Here is a 16,515-nt window from a genome sequence, read left to right on the forward strand (position 1 = left end):
AGCAGCGGGAGGTCAATTTGATCCCGGACGTATCACAGGCGCTTTCCTGGTTGGAAGCCCACCCTCATGCATTAAAAGGGATCCGGCGTGGTATCGAGCGTGAAACACTGCGGGTTACCGCTGATGGCACGCTCGCCACGACCGGTCATCCAGAACAACTGGGGGCGGCATTAACGCACCAATGGATTACCACAGACTTTGCCGAGGCGCTGTTAGAGTTTATTACGCCGGTTGATGACGACATCGATCACCTGCTGGCGTTCTTGCGTGACATTCACCGTCATGTGGCACGGAACCTGGGTGATGAACGCATGTGGCCACTGAGCATGCCGTGTTTCATCGAGGCTGAGCAGGATATCGAACTGGCACAGTTTGGTTCGTCAAATATCGGGCGCATGAAAACGCTGTATCGTGAAGGCCTGAAAAACCGCTACGGCGCGTTGATGCAGACGATTTCTGGCGTGCACTATAATTTCTCCTTGCCGTTAGAATTCTGGCAGGCATGGGCAGGCGTTGAAGACGCCGAAAGTGGTAAAGAGCAGATCTCGGCAGGATATTTCCGGCTGATCCGCAATTATTACCGTTTTGGCTGGGTGATCCCTTACCTGTTTGGTGCTTCGCCGGCAATTTGTTCCTCGTTCCTGAAAGGGCGAGAAACGGCGTTGCCGTTTGAGCGCAATGCACAGGGCATGTGCTATTTGCCGTATGCCACTTCGCTGCGTTTGAGCGATCTCGGCTACACTAACAAATCGCAGAGTAATCTGGGGATTACCTTTAACGATTTGCAAAGTTATGTGAAAGGGCTGAAACGGGCGATCGCTACACCGTCTGAAGAATATGCCAAGCTGGGAGTGAAAGAGGGCGATCGCTATCTGCAGCTCAACAGCAACGTCTTGCAGATAGAGAACGAGCTTTACGCCCCGATTCGGCCCAAGCGCGTTACCAACAGCGGTGAAACGCCATCAGATGCGCTGCTACGCGGCGGAATCGAATATATTGAGGTGCGTTCGCTGGACATTAACCCGTTCTCGCCGATTGGTGTCGATGCCGTACAGGCCCGTTTCCTGGATCTGTTCCTGGTGTGGTGCGTATTGGCCGATGCGCCGGAGATGAGCAGCGACGAACTGCTGTGTACGCGTAAAAACTGGAATCGCGTGATTCTGGAAGGGCGTAAACCGGGGCAGACTATTGGTATTGGCTGTGATGATACTCGCGAACCCCTGACGACGGTGGGTAAGGCGTTGTTTGACGATCTTAGACGTGTCGCTGAAGTGCTCGACAGCGAAGCGGGTAATCATGCGTATCAACAGGTTTGTGATCAACTGGTCGCCGCGTTCGACGATCCTGAACTGACATTCTCTGCCCGTATCCTGAAGGCGATGAAAGCCGAAGGCATCGGCCGTGTTGGTCTGGGGCTGGCGGAGCAATACCGTAATATGCTGATGAAAGAACCGCTGGAGCTGTTGACTGAAGAGCAACTGGCCCAGGAACAGAAAGCATCATGGCAGCGCCAGCATGACCTGGAAGCCGGTGATACATTAAGCTTTGATGAGTTCCTGAAGGCAAACGGCGGGGGCTAAAAAAGAAATGGCCACGTCAATGTGGCCAAATATGCATCTCTGATAACATAACAGGGATGATGATGATAACAAATGCGCGTCTTTCATATACTCAGACTCGCTGAGTTAGAAAAGGTTTCCTCTAGTGGGAAAAAAGTTTCGAAATAAATGCTATTTATGAGGAGGTGACGACATGCCACTGTTGGATAGTTTTACCGTAGACCATACTCGCATGGCAGCTCCGGCTGTCCGCGTAGCTAAAACCATGCAAACTCCTCACGGCGATACGATCACCGTATTCGATCTGCGCTTTTGTCGCCCCAATCTGGAAGTGATGCCGGAGCGCGGGATTCATACGCTGGAGCATCTGTTTGCCGGTTTTATGCGTGACCACCTGAATGGTAATGGCGTTGAGATTATTGATATCTCCCCAATGGGCTGCCGTACCGGCTTCTACATGAGCCTGATTGGCGTGCCTGAAGAACAGCGCGTTGCCGATGCGTGGCAAGCTGCGATGGCTGATGTGCTGAAGGTTACCGATCAGCGTAAAATCCCTGAGCTGAATGAATTCCAATGTGGCACCTACCACATGCATTCATTAGAAGAAGCGCAAGAGATTGCTAAGCATATCCTCGATCACGGCGTGGTGGTGAACCACAACGACGAATTGGCGTTACCGAAAGAGAAGCTGCAGGAACTGCACATTTAGTTCCGCTAATACTCAGAGGTTAAAAAAGACGCGAATCTGCGTCTTTTTCTTTTATATTAAAGGGTTATTAATGATTCTGCACGCTGGCCTGCAGTGATTTTATCGGCGTGACGCGCACCTGCTTAATCATGTTTTCCTGCACGTCGAGGATATCGATATCGTAATGGCCAATGCGCACCCGCTTACCGATATCGGGGATCTCTTCCAACTCTTCCAGCAGCATGCCGTTGATGGTGCGGGCTTCCGTAGCGGGTAAGCTCCAGTTGAAGGCTTTATTCAGCTCACGTACGTTCGCCGTGCCGTCAATCAGCACTGAACCATCGCTTTGCGGATTCACTTCCTCTGCTAGCGTCGGAGACATTGAGGTGGTGAAGTCCCCGACGATCTCCTCAAGAATATCCTCTACCGTGACCAGGCCCTGAATGTCGCCATATTCATCAACCACAATGCCAACTTTCTCTTTGTTACGCTGGAACTTCACCAGTTGCACATTGAGCGGTGTGCCTTCTGGCACGTAGTAGATCTCGTCGGCGGCACGCAGCAGGTTCTCTTTGTTGAACTCTTTTTTCTCGGTCATCAAGCGATAGGCCTCGCGCACGCGCAGCATACCGATGGAATCGTCCAGCGAGCTGCGGTATAGCACGATGCGGCCGTGTGGGGAGTGGGTCAATTGGCGCATGATTGACTTCCAGTCATCATTAACATCAATGCCGACGATCTCGTTGCGCGGCACCATAATGTCGTCCACCGTCACTTTTTCCAGGTCCAGTACGGAAATCAGCATGTCCTGATTGCGACGTGAAATCTGAGACTGGGATTCATTCACAATGGTTCTCAGTTCGTCTTGGCTTAAGGCACCGCTGATACGCACGTTGGTGCGAATGCCGAAAATAAGCAATATCAGCGTAGTGATGCCATTCAGCAGCCATACCAACGGAAACATGACTTTCTGCAGCGGTGCCAGCAGGAAGCTGCTGGGAAACGCGATACGTTCCGGGTAAAGCGCTGCAAAGGTTTTAGGCAGCACTTCAGCAAATAACAGCACCAGAAGGGTCAGAACTCCGGTGGCAATGGCTACCCCGAGATCGCCATACAGACGCATACCGACGATAGTCGCCAAGGCCGAGGCTAGAATGTTGACCAGGTTATTGCCGATTAACACCAGGCCAATCAGACGATCGGGCTTTTGCAGCAGTTTCTCTACCCTGCGTGCAGCCCGGTTGCCCTGTTTGGACAGATGACGCAGACGATAGCGATTGAGCGTCATCATGCCGGTTTCGGATGCTGAAAAATAAGCGGAGACCACAATCATAATCACCAGAATGATGATGAGGGTCCCTGTCGAAACATGCTCCAACGCGATATTCCTTATGCATAGAGAAAGAAAGCCTCACCGGAATGAGGGGCCCTAGAGGATATTCTAGCGCACCATCACTTCCTGGATCAGGCGGCTGCCGAAGTAGGCCAGCGTGAGAAGAAAGGCACCGGCGAAGCTGAACCAGACCACGCGGCGGCCGCGCCAGCCTTCGTGATAGTGGCCCCACAACAGGACGATGTAAACAAACCAGGCCATGATGGACAGTACGGCCTTGTGCACGTTTTCTTTACTGAACAGGTTATCCATGTAAAGCAGGCCGGTACACAGCGTCAGGGTCAGCAGCACCACGCCGATCTGGGTGATGTGGAACATCTTGCGTTCAATACTCATCAGCGGCGGCATATCGGCGCTGAAACTGAGCTTTTTGTTCTTCAACAGGTAATCTAACCAGGCCAACTGCAAAGCATAAAGTGCCGCAATCATCAGCGTAGCGTAAGAGAACAGTGCCAGGCCAATATGCACCATCAGTTCCGGGCTGGCTTCCAGGTGAGTAATAAACTCACCGGGCACAAAGCTGGCCAAGGCCAGATTGATGATCGCAAAGCTGTAGACAATCGGCAGCAGGAACCAGCCGCGATCGCGCGAGGCCACAAAGGTCATCACCGAACAGATAATCAGGCTGACAACCGAACCAATATTCAGCAGGCTGAGGTTTTGCCCGGTGTTGACGTCAAAAATGCGTTGCTGGAGTGCGACGGCATGGCAGATCAATGCCACCACGGCGGAGACAATCGCCAGCCGACGGTAAGCGCTATTCTTCCGCAACAAGCTGGGAATGATCAGTCCAAGGCTGAGCAGGTAGGCCATCAAAGCCACAATGGAGAAAACTGGCATCGCGTTATTTAGCATCGGCATGGTTAATTGGACTGTCAGTATAGCGTTGAGCGCGCTTCACTCCAACCGATCTCCAACGCTGAGGCAGAGATCGTGTTTGCTTCGTGTTATAATCGCCGCAATTGTGTCGCCACTGCGGCCTGACTTTACGTTGAGCATGAGACGATGTTTGAAAATTTAACCGATCGATTGTCGCGCACCCTGCGCAATATCAGCGGCCGTGGGCGGCTGACCGAAGATAATATCAAAGACACCCTGCGTGAAGTGCGTATGGCACTGCTGGAAGCGGACGTTGCGCTGCCGGTGGTGCGTGAGTTTATCAACCGCGTAAAAGAGAGTGCGGTTGGTCATGAAGTGAACAAAAGCCTGACGCCGGGGCAAGAATTCGTCAAGATCGTCAAAAACGAACTGATTGCCGCGATGGGTGAGGTGAACACTGAGCTGAATCTGGCTGCACAGCCACCGGCCGTGGTGCTGATGGCCGGCCTGCAAGGTGCGGGTAAAACCACCAGCGTGGCGAAGCTTGGTAAATTCCTGAAAGAAAAGCAGAAGAAAAAAGTGCTGGTGGTTTCTGCCGACGTTTATCGCCCTGCGGCGATTAAACAATTGGCGACCTTGGCAGAGAGCGTGGGGATCGACTTCTTCCCGTCTGATGTGCAAGAAAAGCCGATCGATATCGTTAACCGTGCGCTGCAACACGCCAAGCTGAAATTTTACGACGTTCTGATCGTCGATACCGCAGGCCGTTTGCACGTTGACGAAGCGATGATGGACGAAATCAAACAGGTGCACGCGGCGATCAAGCCGGTGGAAACCCTGTTTGTCGTTGATGCCATGACCGGCCAGGATGCGGCTAATACCGCCAAGGCGTTCAACGAAGCGCTGCCGCTGACTGGCGTGGTATTGACCAAAGTCGATGGCGATGCGCGCGGCGGTGCGGCGTTGTCTATCCGCCACATTACCGGCAAGCCGATCAAGTTCCTCGGTGTGGGTGAGAAAACCGAAGCACTGGAACCCTTCCACCCGGATCGCGTGGCTTCGCGCATCCTCGGCATGGGCGATGTGCTGTCGCTGATCGAAGATATTGAAAGCAAAGTTGACCGTGCGCAGGCGGAGAAACTGGCGAACAAGCTGAAGAAGGGCGACGGTTTTGATTTGACCGACTTTCTGGAGCAGTTGAAGCAGATGCGTAATATGGGCGGTATGGCCAGCATGCTGAGCAAACTGCCGGGGGCCGGGCAACTGCCAGATAACGTGAAATCGCAGATGGACGACAAGGTTCTGGTGCGCATGGAGGCGATTATCAACTCCATGACGCTGAAGGAACGCGCCAAACCCGAAATTATCAAGGGTTCGCGCAAACGTCGCATCGCAGCGGGTTCCGGGATGCAGGTGCAGGACGTTAACCGCTTGCTGAAGCAGTTCGACGAAATGCAGCGCATGATGAAAAAGATGAAGAAAGGCGGCATGGCGAAGATGATGCGCGGCATGAAGGGTATGATGCCGCCGGGCTTCCCAGGCCGTTAAAGCGGTTTGCATTTAGAGATGTGAACGCGTTCAAAGATTTGCCGTTGGTGGCAAAGACCGCCTGAAAGTATGCTGGCTGCAAAAACGAATTCCCAGCAATCGACGCTTTAGATTGCTTTTTGCGCCAAAATGAGTAAAATTTTCGGGCTTTTTATATTGCAACCGGGCCCCGTTCCCTCAATGGGGCCCGGCTGTTTTATTAACTAAAGAGGATGTTATGGTAACAATTCGTTTGGCACGTGGCGGCGCTAAAAAGCGTCCGTTCTATCAAGTAGTAGTGACCGACAGCCGTAATGCTCGTGATGGTCGTTTCATCGAGCGTGTAGGCTTCTTCAACCCGATCGCATCGGGTCAGGCTGAAGCACTGCGTCTGGACCTGGATCGCATTGAGCACTGGCAGGGTCTGGGTGCAACGGTTTCTGATCGCGTTTCTGCGCTGATCAAAGAAGCCAAGAAAGCAGCTTAATCTGTCGCGGTGGTGGCAATGAGCAAGCAACTCAAACCGGTAGCACCGATCGCGCCGATAGTACTCGGTAAAATGGGGTCTACTTACGGCATTCGTGGTTGGCTCAGAGTATTTTCATCCACCGAGAACGCCGAAAGCATATTTGACTATCAGCCCTGGTTTATCCAGCGCTCGGGTCAGTGGCAGCTTGTTGAGTTGGAAGACTGGAAGCGCCACAGTCAGGATCTGATCATCAAGATTAAAGGTATTGACGATCGGGATGCGGCGAATTTACTGACCAATTGCGAAATTGTCGTGGATTCTGGGCAGTTGCCTCCTCTGGAAGGCGATGATTATTACTGGAAAGACCTGATGGGCTGCCAGGTAATCACCACTTCTGGATACGAACTGGGGAAAGTCATCGATATGATGGAAACCGGTTCTAACGACGTGATGGTCGTGCGGGCAAACCTGAAAGATGCATTCGGCATGAAGGAGCGGTTGGTCCCGTTTCTTCATGGGCAGGTTATCAAGAAAGTCGATCTCGCTGCCAAGATTATTGAGGCTGAGTGGGATCCTGGTTTTTGACCTCCGGATTCAGCGGTCGAAGCAAGTGGAATGACAAAATGGGGATTGGCTGGTGTTCATTGGTATTGTAAGCCTGTTTCCTGAGATGTTCCGCGCAATCACCGATTACGGGGTGACTGGCCGGGCAGTAAAAAATGGCCTGCTGAGCGTGCAGTGTTGGAGTCCGCGTGACTTCACCTACGACCGGCATCGTACCGTGGACGATCGCCCTTATGGCGGCGGACCGGGAATGTTGATGATGGTGCAACCTTTACGGGAAGCCATTCATGCAGCAAAAGCAGCGGCAGGCGAGGGAGCAAAGGTGATTTATCTGTCACCTCAGGGGCGTAAGCTGGATCAAACCGGTGTGCGCGAACTGGCGGCTAATCAGAAGATGATTCTGGTGTGTGGCCGCTACGAAGGGGTTGATGAGCGCGTGATCCAAACCGAAATTGACGAAGAATGGTCAATCGGCGATTACGTCCTCAGCGGTGGGGAACTGCCGGCAATGACCCTGATTGATTCGGTCGCCCGTTTTATACCGGGTGTGCTGGGCCATCAGGCTTCAGCAGAAGAGGACTCTTTTGTTGATGGATTGCTGGACTGCCCGCACTACACCCGCCCCGAGGTGTTGGAAGGGATGGAGGTTCCGCCGGTTTTACTGTCGGGCAACCATGCCGAGATACGTCGCTGGCGCTTAAAGCAGTCGCTGGGCCGTACCTGGCTTAGAAGACCTGAACTTCTAGAAAGCCTAGCTCTGACTGACGAGCAAGCGGTGTTGCTGGCTGAGTTCCAACGGGAACATCGGGCCAAGCAACAGGACTATGAAGGGAACGTCTGATACAGACGAGACCGATATATCAGTTTACCTAGGGTAAGAGACATATTATGAGCAACATTATTAAGCAAATTGAACAAGAGCAGATGAAGCAAGACGTACCTGCATTCCGTCCGGGTGATTCCGTGGAAGTTAAGGTATGGGTCGTTGAAGGTAGCAAGAAACGTCTGCAGGCATTCGAGGGCGTGGTTATCGCTATCCGTAACCGCGGTCTGCACTCTGCATTCACTGTTCGTAAGATTTCCAACGGCGAAGGTGTTGAGCGTGTATTCCAGACTCACTCCCCAGTAATCGACAGCATTACTGTTAAGCGTCGTGGTGCCGTTCGTCAAGCCAAACTGTACTACCTGCGTGAGCGTACTGGTAAGGCTGCTCGTATCAAAGAGCGTCTTAACTAAGATACAGCTAACGCTGCATCCAAAAGTTAATAGCTATCAGGGGCTTACCGTTAAGGTAAGCCCCTTTTTTTGCTTGTCTGTCGGGTCATGTCTACCTATGCACGTGCACGTAAACATTGCACGGAAGCCTGCATGGCGCTGGATTACAGTGCGGCGGCGCGCTGTTTGCCTTTTTCTGGATGTGGTTGCGCTGGAATGATATCACCAGGTTTAACAATGACACGGGCTACCGATTCATGGGTGGCAAATGTGCAACTGCAATTAATGTTCTGGCACTGATGATAACGTTCTTTCGTCGATTCAGTCAGATAACGGCTGGAGCGAGTGTGCGCCACACTACCGCACAATGGACAATGCATCATAGAAACCCCCTCTTTGATAAAAATGATAAAACGCTATTGAGTTAAACCACACTCAAAAAAACACCGATGTTTCTTAAAGAATCTATTTCTGTTAGCCACAGTAACGGCTGCACTACCTTCACTGGTATCTGGGCTTTTCATGGTTCTAGCCTATGAATAATTACTGTGTATACATACAGTATTAAGCTAATTGCTAAATTCGTCAAGAGGGGGAGATATCTTTTTAGCAGAATGTGTAAAGCCGCGTTGCCAGCATAAAAAAGCCCATCAATGATGGGCTTAGAACAACAATGCTGAGAACAGACGGGTTACAAACCGTATACCAGCGTGACTGATGTGGTGGTATCGGTGTTTTTCGGTGCAGAAGCCGGCGGCTTACTATTGTAAGTCACGGTATAGGCCAAGCGCAGAGAGAAATCGTTGTTGATTGATACGTTCAGCGCGGTTTCTGAGTTGACGGTGGTTTCATCATTAGCAAGCGCAGACAAACCTTCTGAGAGGCGGGTATTATCTGTCAACCGGTATGAATAGTTGGCTGCACCGTAAGCCAGAGCACGGGTAGAGCGGCCACCCCCGCGATATTCATCATGGCGAACGCCAGGACCGAATTCCACGCGTAGATCATGAAGCGGGCCGTTGAAAATCTGACGACCGTAGCCCCCGGTGACGGTGGTGCGCGAATCATAGCCGTTGAAGCGATCGTTCAACCAACCGGCCTGACCAAACATATAGTTACGGTTGGTCAGGTTGTGACGGGTACGGCCACTTGCCTGATATCTTTCCGAAGAGCGCACATTGGAAGAGGTAGTGTTGTTCGCCGCGCCCCACAGGCTGTACGCCGTATCGCTGTTAAACCAGGTCATGGTGGTGTTGGCTAACAGGGTGGAGTTCTGCGAGTTGCCCGATTGGGCGTTATAACCCGCCTGAATATTGCCATCAAACGGTTTCTTGGCGGTGGATGGGTCGTCCATCGCGGTAAAGAGAGTGTTGTCGGCAAGGGCTGAAATACTGGTGAAAGCGGTCAAGCAGCTGAAATACAGCGGAATGGCGCGACGAGCGCGTAAAGAGAGCATTTTGGATCCAGTTGTTAAGAGTGATAATCAGTGATAACGCTCACATTATATCGGTTCGCCACGGCGACAAAAATAGCCTCGGTTAGCTTAAGTTTTTAATTTTTACTCGCGACTTATTCATTTTTCTTCTACTGAATTTGCTGGCTTTAGCAACATAAAATACTTGTTAGCCTTAAGGTTTTACCGGGTGTTGGAGCGGCTCTGATTGCACGGTAACGGTAAAGAGCCGCTACCGTGCAGAGGATTTACAGGAAGATGCTGACCAGAATATAGCCTGTGATGCAGGAGCACAGTACGCCAATCAATCCAGGAATGATAAAGCTGTGGTTGATGATAAATTTACCGATACGCGTTGTCCCAGAACGGTCAAAACCGATGCAGGCCAGATCGCTAGGGTAGGTGGGTAAAACAAAGTAACCGTAAGCGGCAGGGAAGAACGCCAGCAGCATTTTGGGGTCAACGCCTAATTGCAGTGCCATGGGGGCAATGGCGGTTAGCGCCGCGGCTTGGCTGTTAACCAGCTTGGAAACCAGAAATAGTACTATCGCGTAGGTCCAGGGTTGGTTTTTGACGACGTCTTCCAGCAGCAGTTTTAAATCGCCCATATGCGCCTGGAAGAAGGTATCACTCATCCACGCCACGCCGAATACTGAGAAGATGGCCACCATCCCGGCTTTGAACACGGCACCGTTGGCAATATCCCCCGGTTTCACTTTGCAGCCCATCAGGATCACGGCACCCGCAATCAGCATCATCATCTGGATAACCAGGTTCATCGACAGCGGCTTCAGCACACCTTTGGCATCAGCAAAAGATGGGCGTATATCGGCAAAAGCCCCCAGCAGCACGACGATAGCGATCGCGGCGAAGAAAATGGCGGTGGACCAATAAGCCTGTTTCGGGAATTTTTGGTTGAGTAGCGTTTCGGTACTGCCATAGATATAAGCGCGTTGTTGTGGATCCTGAATTCTTGCCTGGAACTCCGGGTCTTTATCCAGATCTTTGCCACGGCGCAGGCTCCACAAGGCGGCCATCAACACCCCCACTAGTGAAGCAGGGATCGAGACAGCCAGAATATCGACCAGCGTATAGGCCTTACCGATACCGTGGCCGGCAGCGATAATTGAAACCAGTGAAACAACGGCGACGGAAACGGGTGAGGCGGTAATGGCCATTTGTGACGCCACGGAGGCCACGGCCATCGGGCGCTCAGGGCGGATCCCTTTTTTAATGGCGATATCGGAGATGATCGGGAACATGGTATAGACCACATGCCCGGTACCGCACAGGAAGGTCAGAGTCCAGGTGGTAAACGGGGCTAGTAGCGTAATGTGCTGAGGGTGGCGGCGCAGCAGGCGTTCAGCATATTGCATCATAACGTTCAGGCCGCCAGCGGTTTGTAGCACCGAGGCACAACCAATGACCGCCAGAATAGTCAGCATGACATCGACGGGCGGTTTTCCAGGCTCCAGTCCGAATATAAAACACAGCAAGAATAAACCAATGCCGCTAATTAAGCCCAGCCCCATCCCACCAAATCGGGTGCCGACTAATAAGCAGAGAATAATAATTGCAAATTCCAGAGTGATCATGAGTATCCCTTGTGAGAAATGAAAAAATGCTAACGATTATCACCCCTCAAGGCTGATGAGGCGGGGTCTGTCTGTGCAGAGTACCTCTTAAGAGGTGCAAACGATTTGCAGACATAATTATTTATTTAGCAGGGGATAACTGTGAGATTAAGCAATTTTTATTCAATACCTGCTTTAAACCCGCATGAATAAAGAGAAATGCAGAGTGATTGAAAATTAATTGCCAGCGAATTGTGTTGTAATTGTATTTGAGTTGTTTAATTTATTGGCTGTTATTTACTATTGCCCGGTGTTGATTGTTTTCTCGCCAAGGGATTTATGCCCTGAACAGTGTTCTTTTCCGTAGCAAAGCTGCACTCTGATTTGTGTAAACAATAATTTACACTTATTGAGGTTTTTGGCTTTGCTCTGCAAGTTTTTTAACGGTCTTGTCATAGAGTGCGTAAATCCTTATTTGTATTTATTTATCAATTAATTAATTTTTTTCGGTGTGATTTTTAGACCTTGGAGAGAGGTTTGATAATGATGGTAATTTTTTATTTACAGTAAATGGATTGAAATATTTACATCTCATGATAGTGTAGAGCGCTATAACCCTCATGCTTTATTAACGTTCACGCATAACGGCACAAGACAGGAATAGCATCATGCAAAAAGACGCGCTCAACAACGTACATATCAGTGCAGAACAGGTCCTGATAACCCCGGAAGAGCTTAAAAACCAACACCCACTCAGTGCTCGTGATGAGAATGAAATCTCTGTTGCACGCCAAACCATCGCCAACATTCTTAAAGGGCAGGATCACCGCCTGCTGGTGGTGTGTGGGCCTTGTTCGATCCACGATCCGGACGCGGCGCTGGATTATGCGCGTCGTCTGAAAGCGTTGTCGTCTGAATTGAGCGATCAGCTGTATATCGTTATGCGTGTCTATTTCGAAAAGCCAAGAACTACGGTGGGTTGGAAAGGTTTGATCAACGATCCACACATGGATGGAACCTTTGACGTTGAAGCGGGCTTGCATATCGCGCGCCGCCTGCTGTTAGATCTGGTGGGTATGGGTCTGCCGTTGGCTACCGAAGCGTTGGATCCTAACAGCCCGCAATACTTGGGCGATCTGTTCAGCTGGTCGGCGATTGGCGCGCGTACCACAGAATCTCAAACGCACCGCGAGATGGCCTCCGGCCTTTCGATGCCGGTCGGCTTCAAGAATGGCACCGACGGTAGCTTGGGCACGGCGATCAACGCAATGCGTGCAGCCTCTATGCAACACCGTTTCGTTGGGATCAATCAGGCTGGGCAAGTGTGTCTGCTGCAAACCCAGGGTAACCCGGACGGCCACGTGATCCTGCGCGGCGGCAAGACGCCAAACTACAGTGAGGAACACGTTGCCGCTTGTGAAAAACAGATGCAGGATGCAGGACTCCAGCCGTCCTTGATGATAGATTGCAGCCATGGCAACTCAAATAAAGATTATCGCCGTCAGCCGGTTGTTGCCGAATCCGTCGTTGAGCAGATCAAAGCAGGTAATCGTTCGATCACCGGTATTATGCTGGAGAGTAATCTGCACGAAGGGAATCAGTCGTCTGAACAGCCGCGTGCAGAGATGCGTTACGGCGTTTCAGTGACCGATGCCTGTATCAACTGGGAGAGCACAGAGACTCTGCTGCGCCAAATGCATCAGGAGCTCGGCGCGGTGCTGATGGCTCGCACTGGAGAATAGTGAGTTATGGTGGCTGAACTGACCGCATTACGCGATCAAATTGACGAAGTAGATAAAGCATTGCTGGGCCTGTTGGCGAAGCGCCTTGAACTGGTCGCGGAAGTAGGGGAAGTGAAAAGCCACTACGGTTTACCGGTTTACGTACCTGAGCGCGAGGCGGCAATGCTGGCTTCGCGCCGTAAAGAAGCTGAAGGTCTCGGGGTGCCGCCGGATTTGATCGAAGATGTGCTGCGTCGGGTGATGCGCGAATCCTATACCAGCGAGAACGACAAAGGTTTTAAAACGCTGTGCCCGCAATTACGCCCGATTGTGATTATCGGCGGTAATGGCCAGATGGGGCGCTTATTTAACCGCTTGCTGACCTTATCCGGTTATCAGGTAAAGGTGCTGGATCAGGAAGATTGGCCGCAGGCCGATACCTTGTTGGCGGATGCCGGCATGGTGATTGTCAGCGTGCCAATCCACGTCACCGAACAGGTGATCGGCAAGCTGCCACCCTTACCGGAAGACTGCATCCTGGTTGATTTGGCGTCGGTCAAAAATCGGCCATTGCAGGCCATGTTGGCGGCACACGGCGGGCCGGTTCTTGGGCTTCATCCGATGTTTGGCCCGGATGTCGGCAGTGTTGCCAAGCAGGTAGTGGTGTATTGCGATGGACGCCAGCCCGAAGCTTACCAGTGGTTGCTGGAGCAACTGCAGGTCTGGGGCGCGCGCTTGCATCGCATCAGCGCGGTTGAACACGATCAGAACATGGCCTTTATCCAGGCGTTGCGCCATTTCGCGACCTTTGCCTATGGCCTGCATCTGGCAGAAGAAAATGTCCAACTGGAGCAATTGTTGGCGCTGTCTTCACCGATCTACCGGCTGGAACTGGCGATGGTGGGCCGGTTGTTCGCCCAGGATCCGCAGCTCTATGCTGATATCATCATGTCTTCCGAAGAAAATATTCATCTGATCAAACGCTACTATCAGCGCTTCGGTGAGGCGATTCAGCTGTTGGAACAGGGTGATAAACAGGCGTTTATCCAGAGCTTCCAGAAAGTGGAGCACTGGTTTGGTGATTATGCCCAACGTTTCCTGGTAGAGAGCCGTTCGCTGTTGCGCCAGGCGAATGATAGCCGCCAATAGCACTTATATGCATTTGATGAAAAAAGAGGTTCGGCAATTGCCGAACCTCTTTTTGTCTATAACTGACCCACGTTAATGACGAACACCCACCGCTAGGAGCAGATATGACGAAGGTAGTATTAATTACCGGTGCCAGCCGGGGTATTGGCCGTGCGACGGCATTATTACTGGCTCAGCAGGGTTATGCGGTCGGCGTGAACTATCTGCAAGACCAGGCAGCAGCGGAGCAGGTGGTGGCGCAGATCCGGGAACAGGGTGGCAAGGCGATGGCTCTGCAGGCGAATATCGCCGAGGAAGATGAGGTGGTGGCGATGTTTGCCGCCTTAGAACAGACGCTTGGCCCCATAGATGCACTGGTGAATAACGCCGGTATTCTGTTCCAACAGACAGGGATTGAGCAGCTCAGTGCCGAGCGTATCAACAAAGTGCTGAGCACCAACGTTACCGGTTATTTTCTCTGCTGCCGCGAAGCGGTGAAGCGTATGGCGCTGCGCCACGGTGGTCAGGGCGGGGCGATCGTCAACGTCTCCTCTGCTGCGGCGCGCTTAGGGGCTCCGTGGGAGTACATCGACTATGCGGCGTCGAAAGGGGCGGTGGATACGCTGACCACCGGCCTGGCGCTGGAGGTGGCGGCGCAAGGGATCCGCGTCAACGGCGTGCGGCCAGGGTGTATCTATACCGAGATGCATGCCAGCGGCGGTGAACCTGGGCGGGTGGATCGGGTTAAAACGCTGTTGCCGATGCAGCGCGGCGGCCAACCGGAAGAGATCGCGGAAGTGATTGCCTGGCTGCTTTCCGATGCGGCATCTTACGTGACCGGCAGTTTTATCGAGGCTGCTGGCGGGCGCTGAATCAGTCAGGGCACCACGGTGCCCTGGTCTGTTACTTCAACCAGCCTTTGCGCTGTGCATCCAGTAGGTGCTGATGCAGATGTTGCCACAGCTCTGGATGGATATCGGCAATCATCGTATTACGTTCCAGTACCTGTTCCAGACTGATACCGTTCTCTACCCAGCTCTTGCCTTCATTGTGCAGGTTCATCAGCATCGGCATGCTGCGATCTAGCACCAGAGCAAAGCGCGCATCGGCGCTTTCGCCGTCTTCATATTCCTGCCACAGCGCGGTGAACGACGAACGCTGAGGTTCGGGGAGTAAACCAAACAAACGTTTTGCAGCCGCGATTTCCTGATCGTGGATCGCGGCACGCGCTGCCAGATCGTAAACCATCACGTCACCGGCATCGATTTCAACGATATCATGCAGTAAGGCCATCTGGATCACACGTTGAATGTCGACATCTGTACCGGCATAAGGTGCCAGGCTTAAGGCAGCAATAGCAAAATGCCAGCTGTGTTCGGCGGAATTCTCCTGACGTTGGCTGCCCAGAACTTTGGTACGGCGCTGAACGTTTTTCAGTTTGTCGATTTCCATCAGGAAGTGGATAACTTGAGTCATGGAGCCAAAATCTAAGGCGGGTACAGCAGACGACATGGAGTGAACCTCGAGGTTAGTGGCGGGGAAAGCTTGCCGATTGTAGCTCAGCGAGCCGATAAATTCGACGCCTGTGCAATGTTACACGCGTTCACAGTTTTATTTTAGCGTACACGTGTACACTGAAATCATTCTCAGTTAAGCTCTTTTGCAGTAATTTCAAACACTGTTGGCTGTTCTGAGGATGTGCGCACTATGGTGAGAAAGGATCAAATAAAGGCAGAAACTGATAAGCCCGCAGGCGCGCCTTATCCATGGGCTGAAGAGATTGCGAATAGCATCAGCCATGGCATAGGGCTGGTATTTGGGATCGTCGGCTTGGTGTTGTTGCTGGTGCAGGCGGTGAATAGCGGGGCTGATGTCACCGCTATCACCAGCTACAGCCTGTATGGTGGCAGCATGATTTTGCTGTTTCTGGCCTCCACGCTGTATCACGCCATTCCTCATCAAAAAGCCAAACACTGGCTGAAAAAATTCGACCATTGCGCCATTTACCTGCTGATTGCCGGGACCTACACGCCTTTCCTGCTGGTGGGCCTGGATTCACCGTTGGCTAGGGGGTTGATGGTGGTGATCTGGGGGCTGGCGTTGTTCGGGGTGATCTTCAAACTGGCATTTGCGCACCGCTTTGAGGTGTTGTCGCTGGTCACCTATCTGCTCATGGGGTGGCTGTCGCTGGTTGTGATTTACCAACTGGCCACGCGACTGGCGATAGGTGGTGTCACCCTGTTAGCGGTGGGCGGCGTGGTGTATACGTTGGGGGGGATTTTCTATGCATCGAAGCGTTTGCGCTTTGGTCATGCCATCTGGCACGGCTTTGTGCTCGGCGGCAGTCTGTGCCACTTTCTGGCGATTTATCTCTACGTCTAAAGCAAAGCGCCGCAGGTATTGTG

General features: G+C 52.1%; 17 protein-coding genes. 11 read left to right on the forward strand and 6 right to left on the reverse strand.

The annotated features are described in order from the left end of the window. Window positions 1-17: 17 nt before the first annotated feature. Window positions 18-1,580 carry a glutamate--cysteine ligase gene (gene gshA, locus WG891_RS00800; RefSeq protein WP_337261220.1) on the forward strand — a complete coding sequence of 521 codons (1,563 nt, stop codon included), beginning with the start codon at window positions 18-20 and terminating at the stop codon, window positions 1,578-1,580. A gap of 172 nt (window positions 1,581-1,752) precedes the next feature. Continuing rightward, window positions 1,753-2,268, forward strand: a complete 516-nt coding sequence (gene luxS / locus WG891_RS00805; RefSeq protein WP_337261221.1) for an S-ribosylhomocysteine lyase — start codon at window positions 1,753-1,755, stop codon at window positions 2,266-2,268. A gap of 67 nt (window positions 2,269-2,335) precedes the next feature. On the opposite strand, the gene WG891_RS00810 is transcribed toward luxS, so the two are convergent. Together WG891_RS00810 and WG891_RS00815 are read right to left on the reverse strand one after the other, a co-directional pair. Then, on the reverse strand, window positions 2,336-3,625 hold the full coding sequence (locus WG891_RS00810) for an HlyC/CorC family transporter (RefSeq protein ID WP_337261222.1): 1,290 nt from the start codon (window positions 3,623-3,625) through the stop codon (window positions 2,336-2,338). Window positions 3,626-3,688: 63 nt separating this feature from the next. After that, entirely contained in the window at window positions 3,689-4,480 is a 792-nt protein-coding gene (locus WG891_RS00815; RefSeq protein ID WP_156294128.1) for a cytochrome C assembly family protein, read from the reverse strand. Window positions 4,481-4,645: 165 nt separating this feature from the next. Here WG891_RS00815 and ffh point away from each other — a divergent pair, with 165 nt between their 5' ends. The 5 genes from ffh to rplS all read left to right on the forward strand — a co-directional run bounded on the left by ffh (window position 4,646) and on the right by rplS (window position 8,255). Continuing rightward, on the forward strand, window positions 4,646-6,007 hold the full coding sequence (ffh, locus tag WG891_RS00820) for a signal recognition particle protein (protein WP_076942423.1): 1,362 nt from the start codon (window positions 4,646-4,648) through the stop codon (window positions 6,005-6,007). Window positions 6,008-6,224: 217 nt separating this feature from the next. Then, window positions 6,225-6,473 (forward strand): 30S ribosomal protein S16, encoded by a 249-nt coding sequence (rpsP, locus tag WG891_RS00825; protein WP_037404063.1) that lies wholly within the window; start codon window positions 6,225-6,227, stop codon window positions 6,471-6,473. Between the two features lie 18 nt (window positions 6,474-6,491). Then, entirely contained in the window at window positions 6,492-7,040 is a 549-nt protein-coding gene (gene rimM, locus WG891_RS00830) for a ribosome maturation factor RimM (protein ID WP_076942422.1), read from the forward strand. Window positions 7,041-7,092: 52 nt separating this feature from the next. After that, window positions 7,093-7,860 carry a tRNA (guanosine(37)-N1)-methyltransferase TrmD gene (trmD, locus tag WG891_RS00835; protein ID WP_156294120.1) on the forward strand — a complete coding sequence of 256 codons (768 nt, stop codon included), beginning with the start codon at window positions 7,093-7,095 and terminating at the stop codon, window positions 7,858-7,860. Between the two features lie 47 nt (window positions 7,861-7,907). Next, window positions 7,908-8,255, forward strand: a complete 348-nt coding sequence (gene rplS / locus WG891_RS00840; protein ID WP_076942420.1) for a 50S ribosomal protein L19 — start codon at window positions 7,908-7,910, stop codon at window positions 8,253-8,255. A gap of 143 nt (window positions 8,256-8,398) precedes the next feature. Here rplS and WG891_RS00845 read toward each other — a convergent pair whose 3' ends face one another. The 3 genes from WG891_RS00845 to WG891_RS00855 all read right to left on the reverse strand — a co-directional run bounded on the left by WG891_RS00845 (window position 8,399) and on the right by WG891_RS00855 (window position 11,282). Next, window positions 8,399-8,617, reverse strand: coding sequence for a DNA-binding transcriptional regulator (locus WG891_RS00845; RefSeq protein WP_076942419.1), 219 nt, complete (start codon window positions 8,615-8,617; stop codon window positions 8,399-8,401). Between the two features lie 308 nt (window positions 8,618-8,925). Then, on the reverse strand, window positions 8,926-9,690 hold the full coding sequence (locus WG891_RS00850) for a DUF481 domain-containing protein (RefSeq protein ID WP_337261223.1): 765 nt from the start codon (window positions 9,688-9,690) through the stop codon (window positions 8,926-8,928). A gap of 245 nt (window positions 9,691-9,935) precedes the next feature. Continuing rightward, window positions 9,936-11,282 carry an anaerobic C4-dicarboxylate transporter gene (locus tag WG891_RS00855; RefSeq protein WP_337261224.1) on the reverse strand — a complete coding sequence of 449 codons (1,347 nt, stop codon included), beginning with the start codon at window positions 11,280-11,282 and terminating at the stop codon, window positions 9,936-9,938. A gap of 647 nt (window positions 11,283-11,929) precedes the next feature. Here WG891_RS00855 and WG891_RS00860 point away from each other — a divergent pair. The 3 genes from WG891_RS00860 to WG891_RS00870 all read left to right on the forward strand — a co-directional run bounded on the left by WG891_RS00860 (window position 11,930) and on the right by WG891_RS00870 (window position 14,982). Next, the gene (locus tag WG891_RS00860) at window positions 11,930-13,003 is read left to right on the forward strand and encodes a 3-deoxy-7-phosphoheptulonate synthase (RefSeq protein WP_337261225.1); all 1,074 of its coding nucleotides are present in this window, start codon (window positions 11,930-11,932) and stop codon (window positions 13,001-13,003) included. A 6-nt stretch (window positions 13,004-13,009) separates the two neighbouring features. Next, window positions 13,010-14,131, forward strand: a complete 1,122-nt coding sequence (gene tyrA, locus WG891_RS00865) for a bifunctional chorismate mutase/prephenate dehydrogenase (RefSeq protein WP_337261226.1) — start codon at window positions 13,010-13,012, stop codon at window positions 14,129-14,131. Window positions 14,132-14,235: 104 nt separating this feature from the next. Beyond that, window positions 14,236-14,982 (forward strand): SDR family oxidoreductase, encoded by a 747-nt coding sequence (locus WG891_RS00870; protein WP_337261227.1) that lies wholly within the window; start codon window positions 14,236-14,238, stop codon window positions 14,980-14,982. A 31-nt stretch (window positions 14,983-15,013) separates the two neighbouring features. Here WG891_RS00870 and WG891_RS00875 read toward each other — a convergent pair whose 3' ends face one another. Further along, complete coding sequence (locus tag WG891_RS00875) at window positions 15,014-15,622, reverse strand: HD domain-containing protein (RefSeq protein ID WP_337261228.1); 609 nt, start codon at window positions 15,620-15,622, stop codon at window positions 15,014-15,016. Window positions 15,623-15,817: 195 nt separating this feature from the next. Here WG891_RS00875 and trhA point away from each other — a divergent pair, with 195 nt between their 5' ends. Further along, window positions 15,818-16,492 carry a PAQR family membrane homeostasis protein TrhA gene (gene trhA / locus WG891_RS00880; protein ID WP_337261229.1) on the forward strand — a complete coding sequence of 225 codons (675 nt, stop codon included), beginning with the start codon at window positions 15,818-15,820 and terminating at the stop codon, window positions 16,490-16,492. The last annotated feature ends 23 nt before the right edge of the window (window positions 16,493-16,515 follow it).

It is taken from the genome of Serratia sp. MMO-28, assembly GCF_037199905.1.
Lineage (GTDB): Bacteria > Pseudomonadota > Gammaproteobacteria > Enterobacterales > Enterobacteriaceae > Chania > Chania oryzae.

What these genes read in the sequence shown, in the direction of transcription:
- WG891_RS00815 (WP_156294128.1), bottom strand. Translation starts at nt 4,480, where the DNA reads ATGCCAGTTTTCTCCATTGTGGCTTTGATGGCCTACCTGCTCAGCCTT.
- ffh (WP_076942423.1), top strand. Translation starts at nt 4,646, where the DNA reads ATGTTTGAAAATTTAACCGATCGATTGTCGCGCACCCTGCGCAATATC.
- WG891_RS00850 (WP_337261223.1), bottom strand. Translation starts at nt 9,690, where the DNA reads ATGCTCTCTTTACGCGCTCGTCGCGCCATTCCGCTGTATTTCAGCTGC.
- rplS (WP_076942420.1), top strand. Translation starts at nt 7,908, where the DNA reads ATGAGCAACATTATTAAGCAAATTGAACAAGAGCAGATGAAGCAAGAC.
- WG891_RS00870 (WP_337261227.1), top strand. Translation starts at nt 14,236, where the DNA reads ATGACGAAGGTAGTATTAATTACCGGTGCCAGCCGGGGTATTGGCCGT.
- WG891_RS00875 (WP_337261228.1), bottom strand. Translation starts at nt 15,622, where the DNA reads ATGTCGTCTGCTGTACCCGCCTTAGATTTTGGCTCCATGACTCAAGTT.
- WG891_RS00860 (WP_337261225.1), top strand. Translation starts at nt 11,930, where the DNA reads ATGCAAAAAGACGCGCTCAACAACGTACATATCAGTGCAGAACAGGTC.
- tyrA (WP_337261226.1), top strand. Translation starts at nt 13,010, where the DNA reads ATGGTGGCTGAACTGACCGCATTACGCGATCAAATTGACGAAGTAGAT.
- rpsP (WP_037404063.1), top strand. Translation starts at nt 6,225, where the DNA reads ATGGTAACAATTCGTTTGGCACGTGGCGGCGCTAAAAAGCGTCCGTTC.
- WG891_RS00855 (WP_337261224.1), bottom strand. Translation starts at nt 11,282, where the DNA reads ATGATCACTCTGGAATTTGCAATTATTATTCTCTGCTTATTAGTCGGC.
- luxS (WP_337261221.1), top strand. Translation starts at nt 1,753, where the DNA reads ATGCCACTGTTGGATAGTTTTACCGTAGACCATACTCGCATGGCAGCT.
- WG891_RS00845 (WP_076942419.1), bottom strand. Translation starts at nt 8,617, where the DNA reads ATGATGCATTGTCCATTGTGCGGTAGTGTGGCGCACACTCGCTCCAGC.
- rimM (WP_076942422.1), top strand. Translation starts at nt 6,492, where the DNA reads ATGAGCAAGCAACTCAAACCGGTAGCACCGATCGCGCCGATAGTACTC.
- trhA (WP_337261229.1), top strand. Translation starts at nt 15,818, where the DNA reads ATGGTGAGAAAGGATCAAATAAAGGCAGAAACTGATAAGCCCGCAGGC.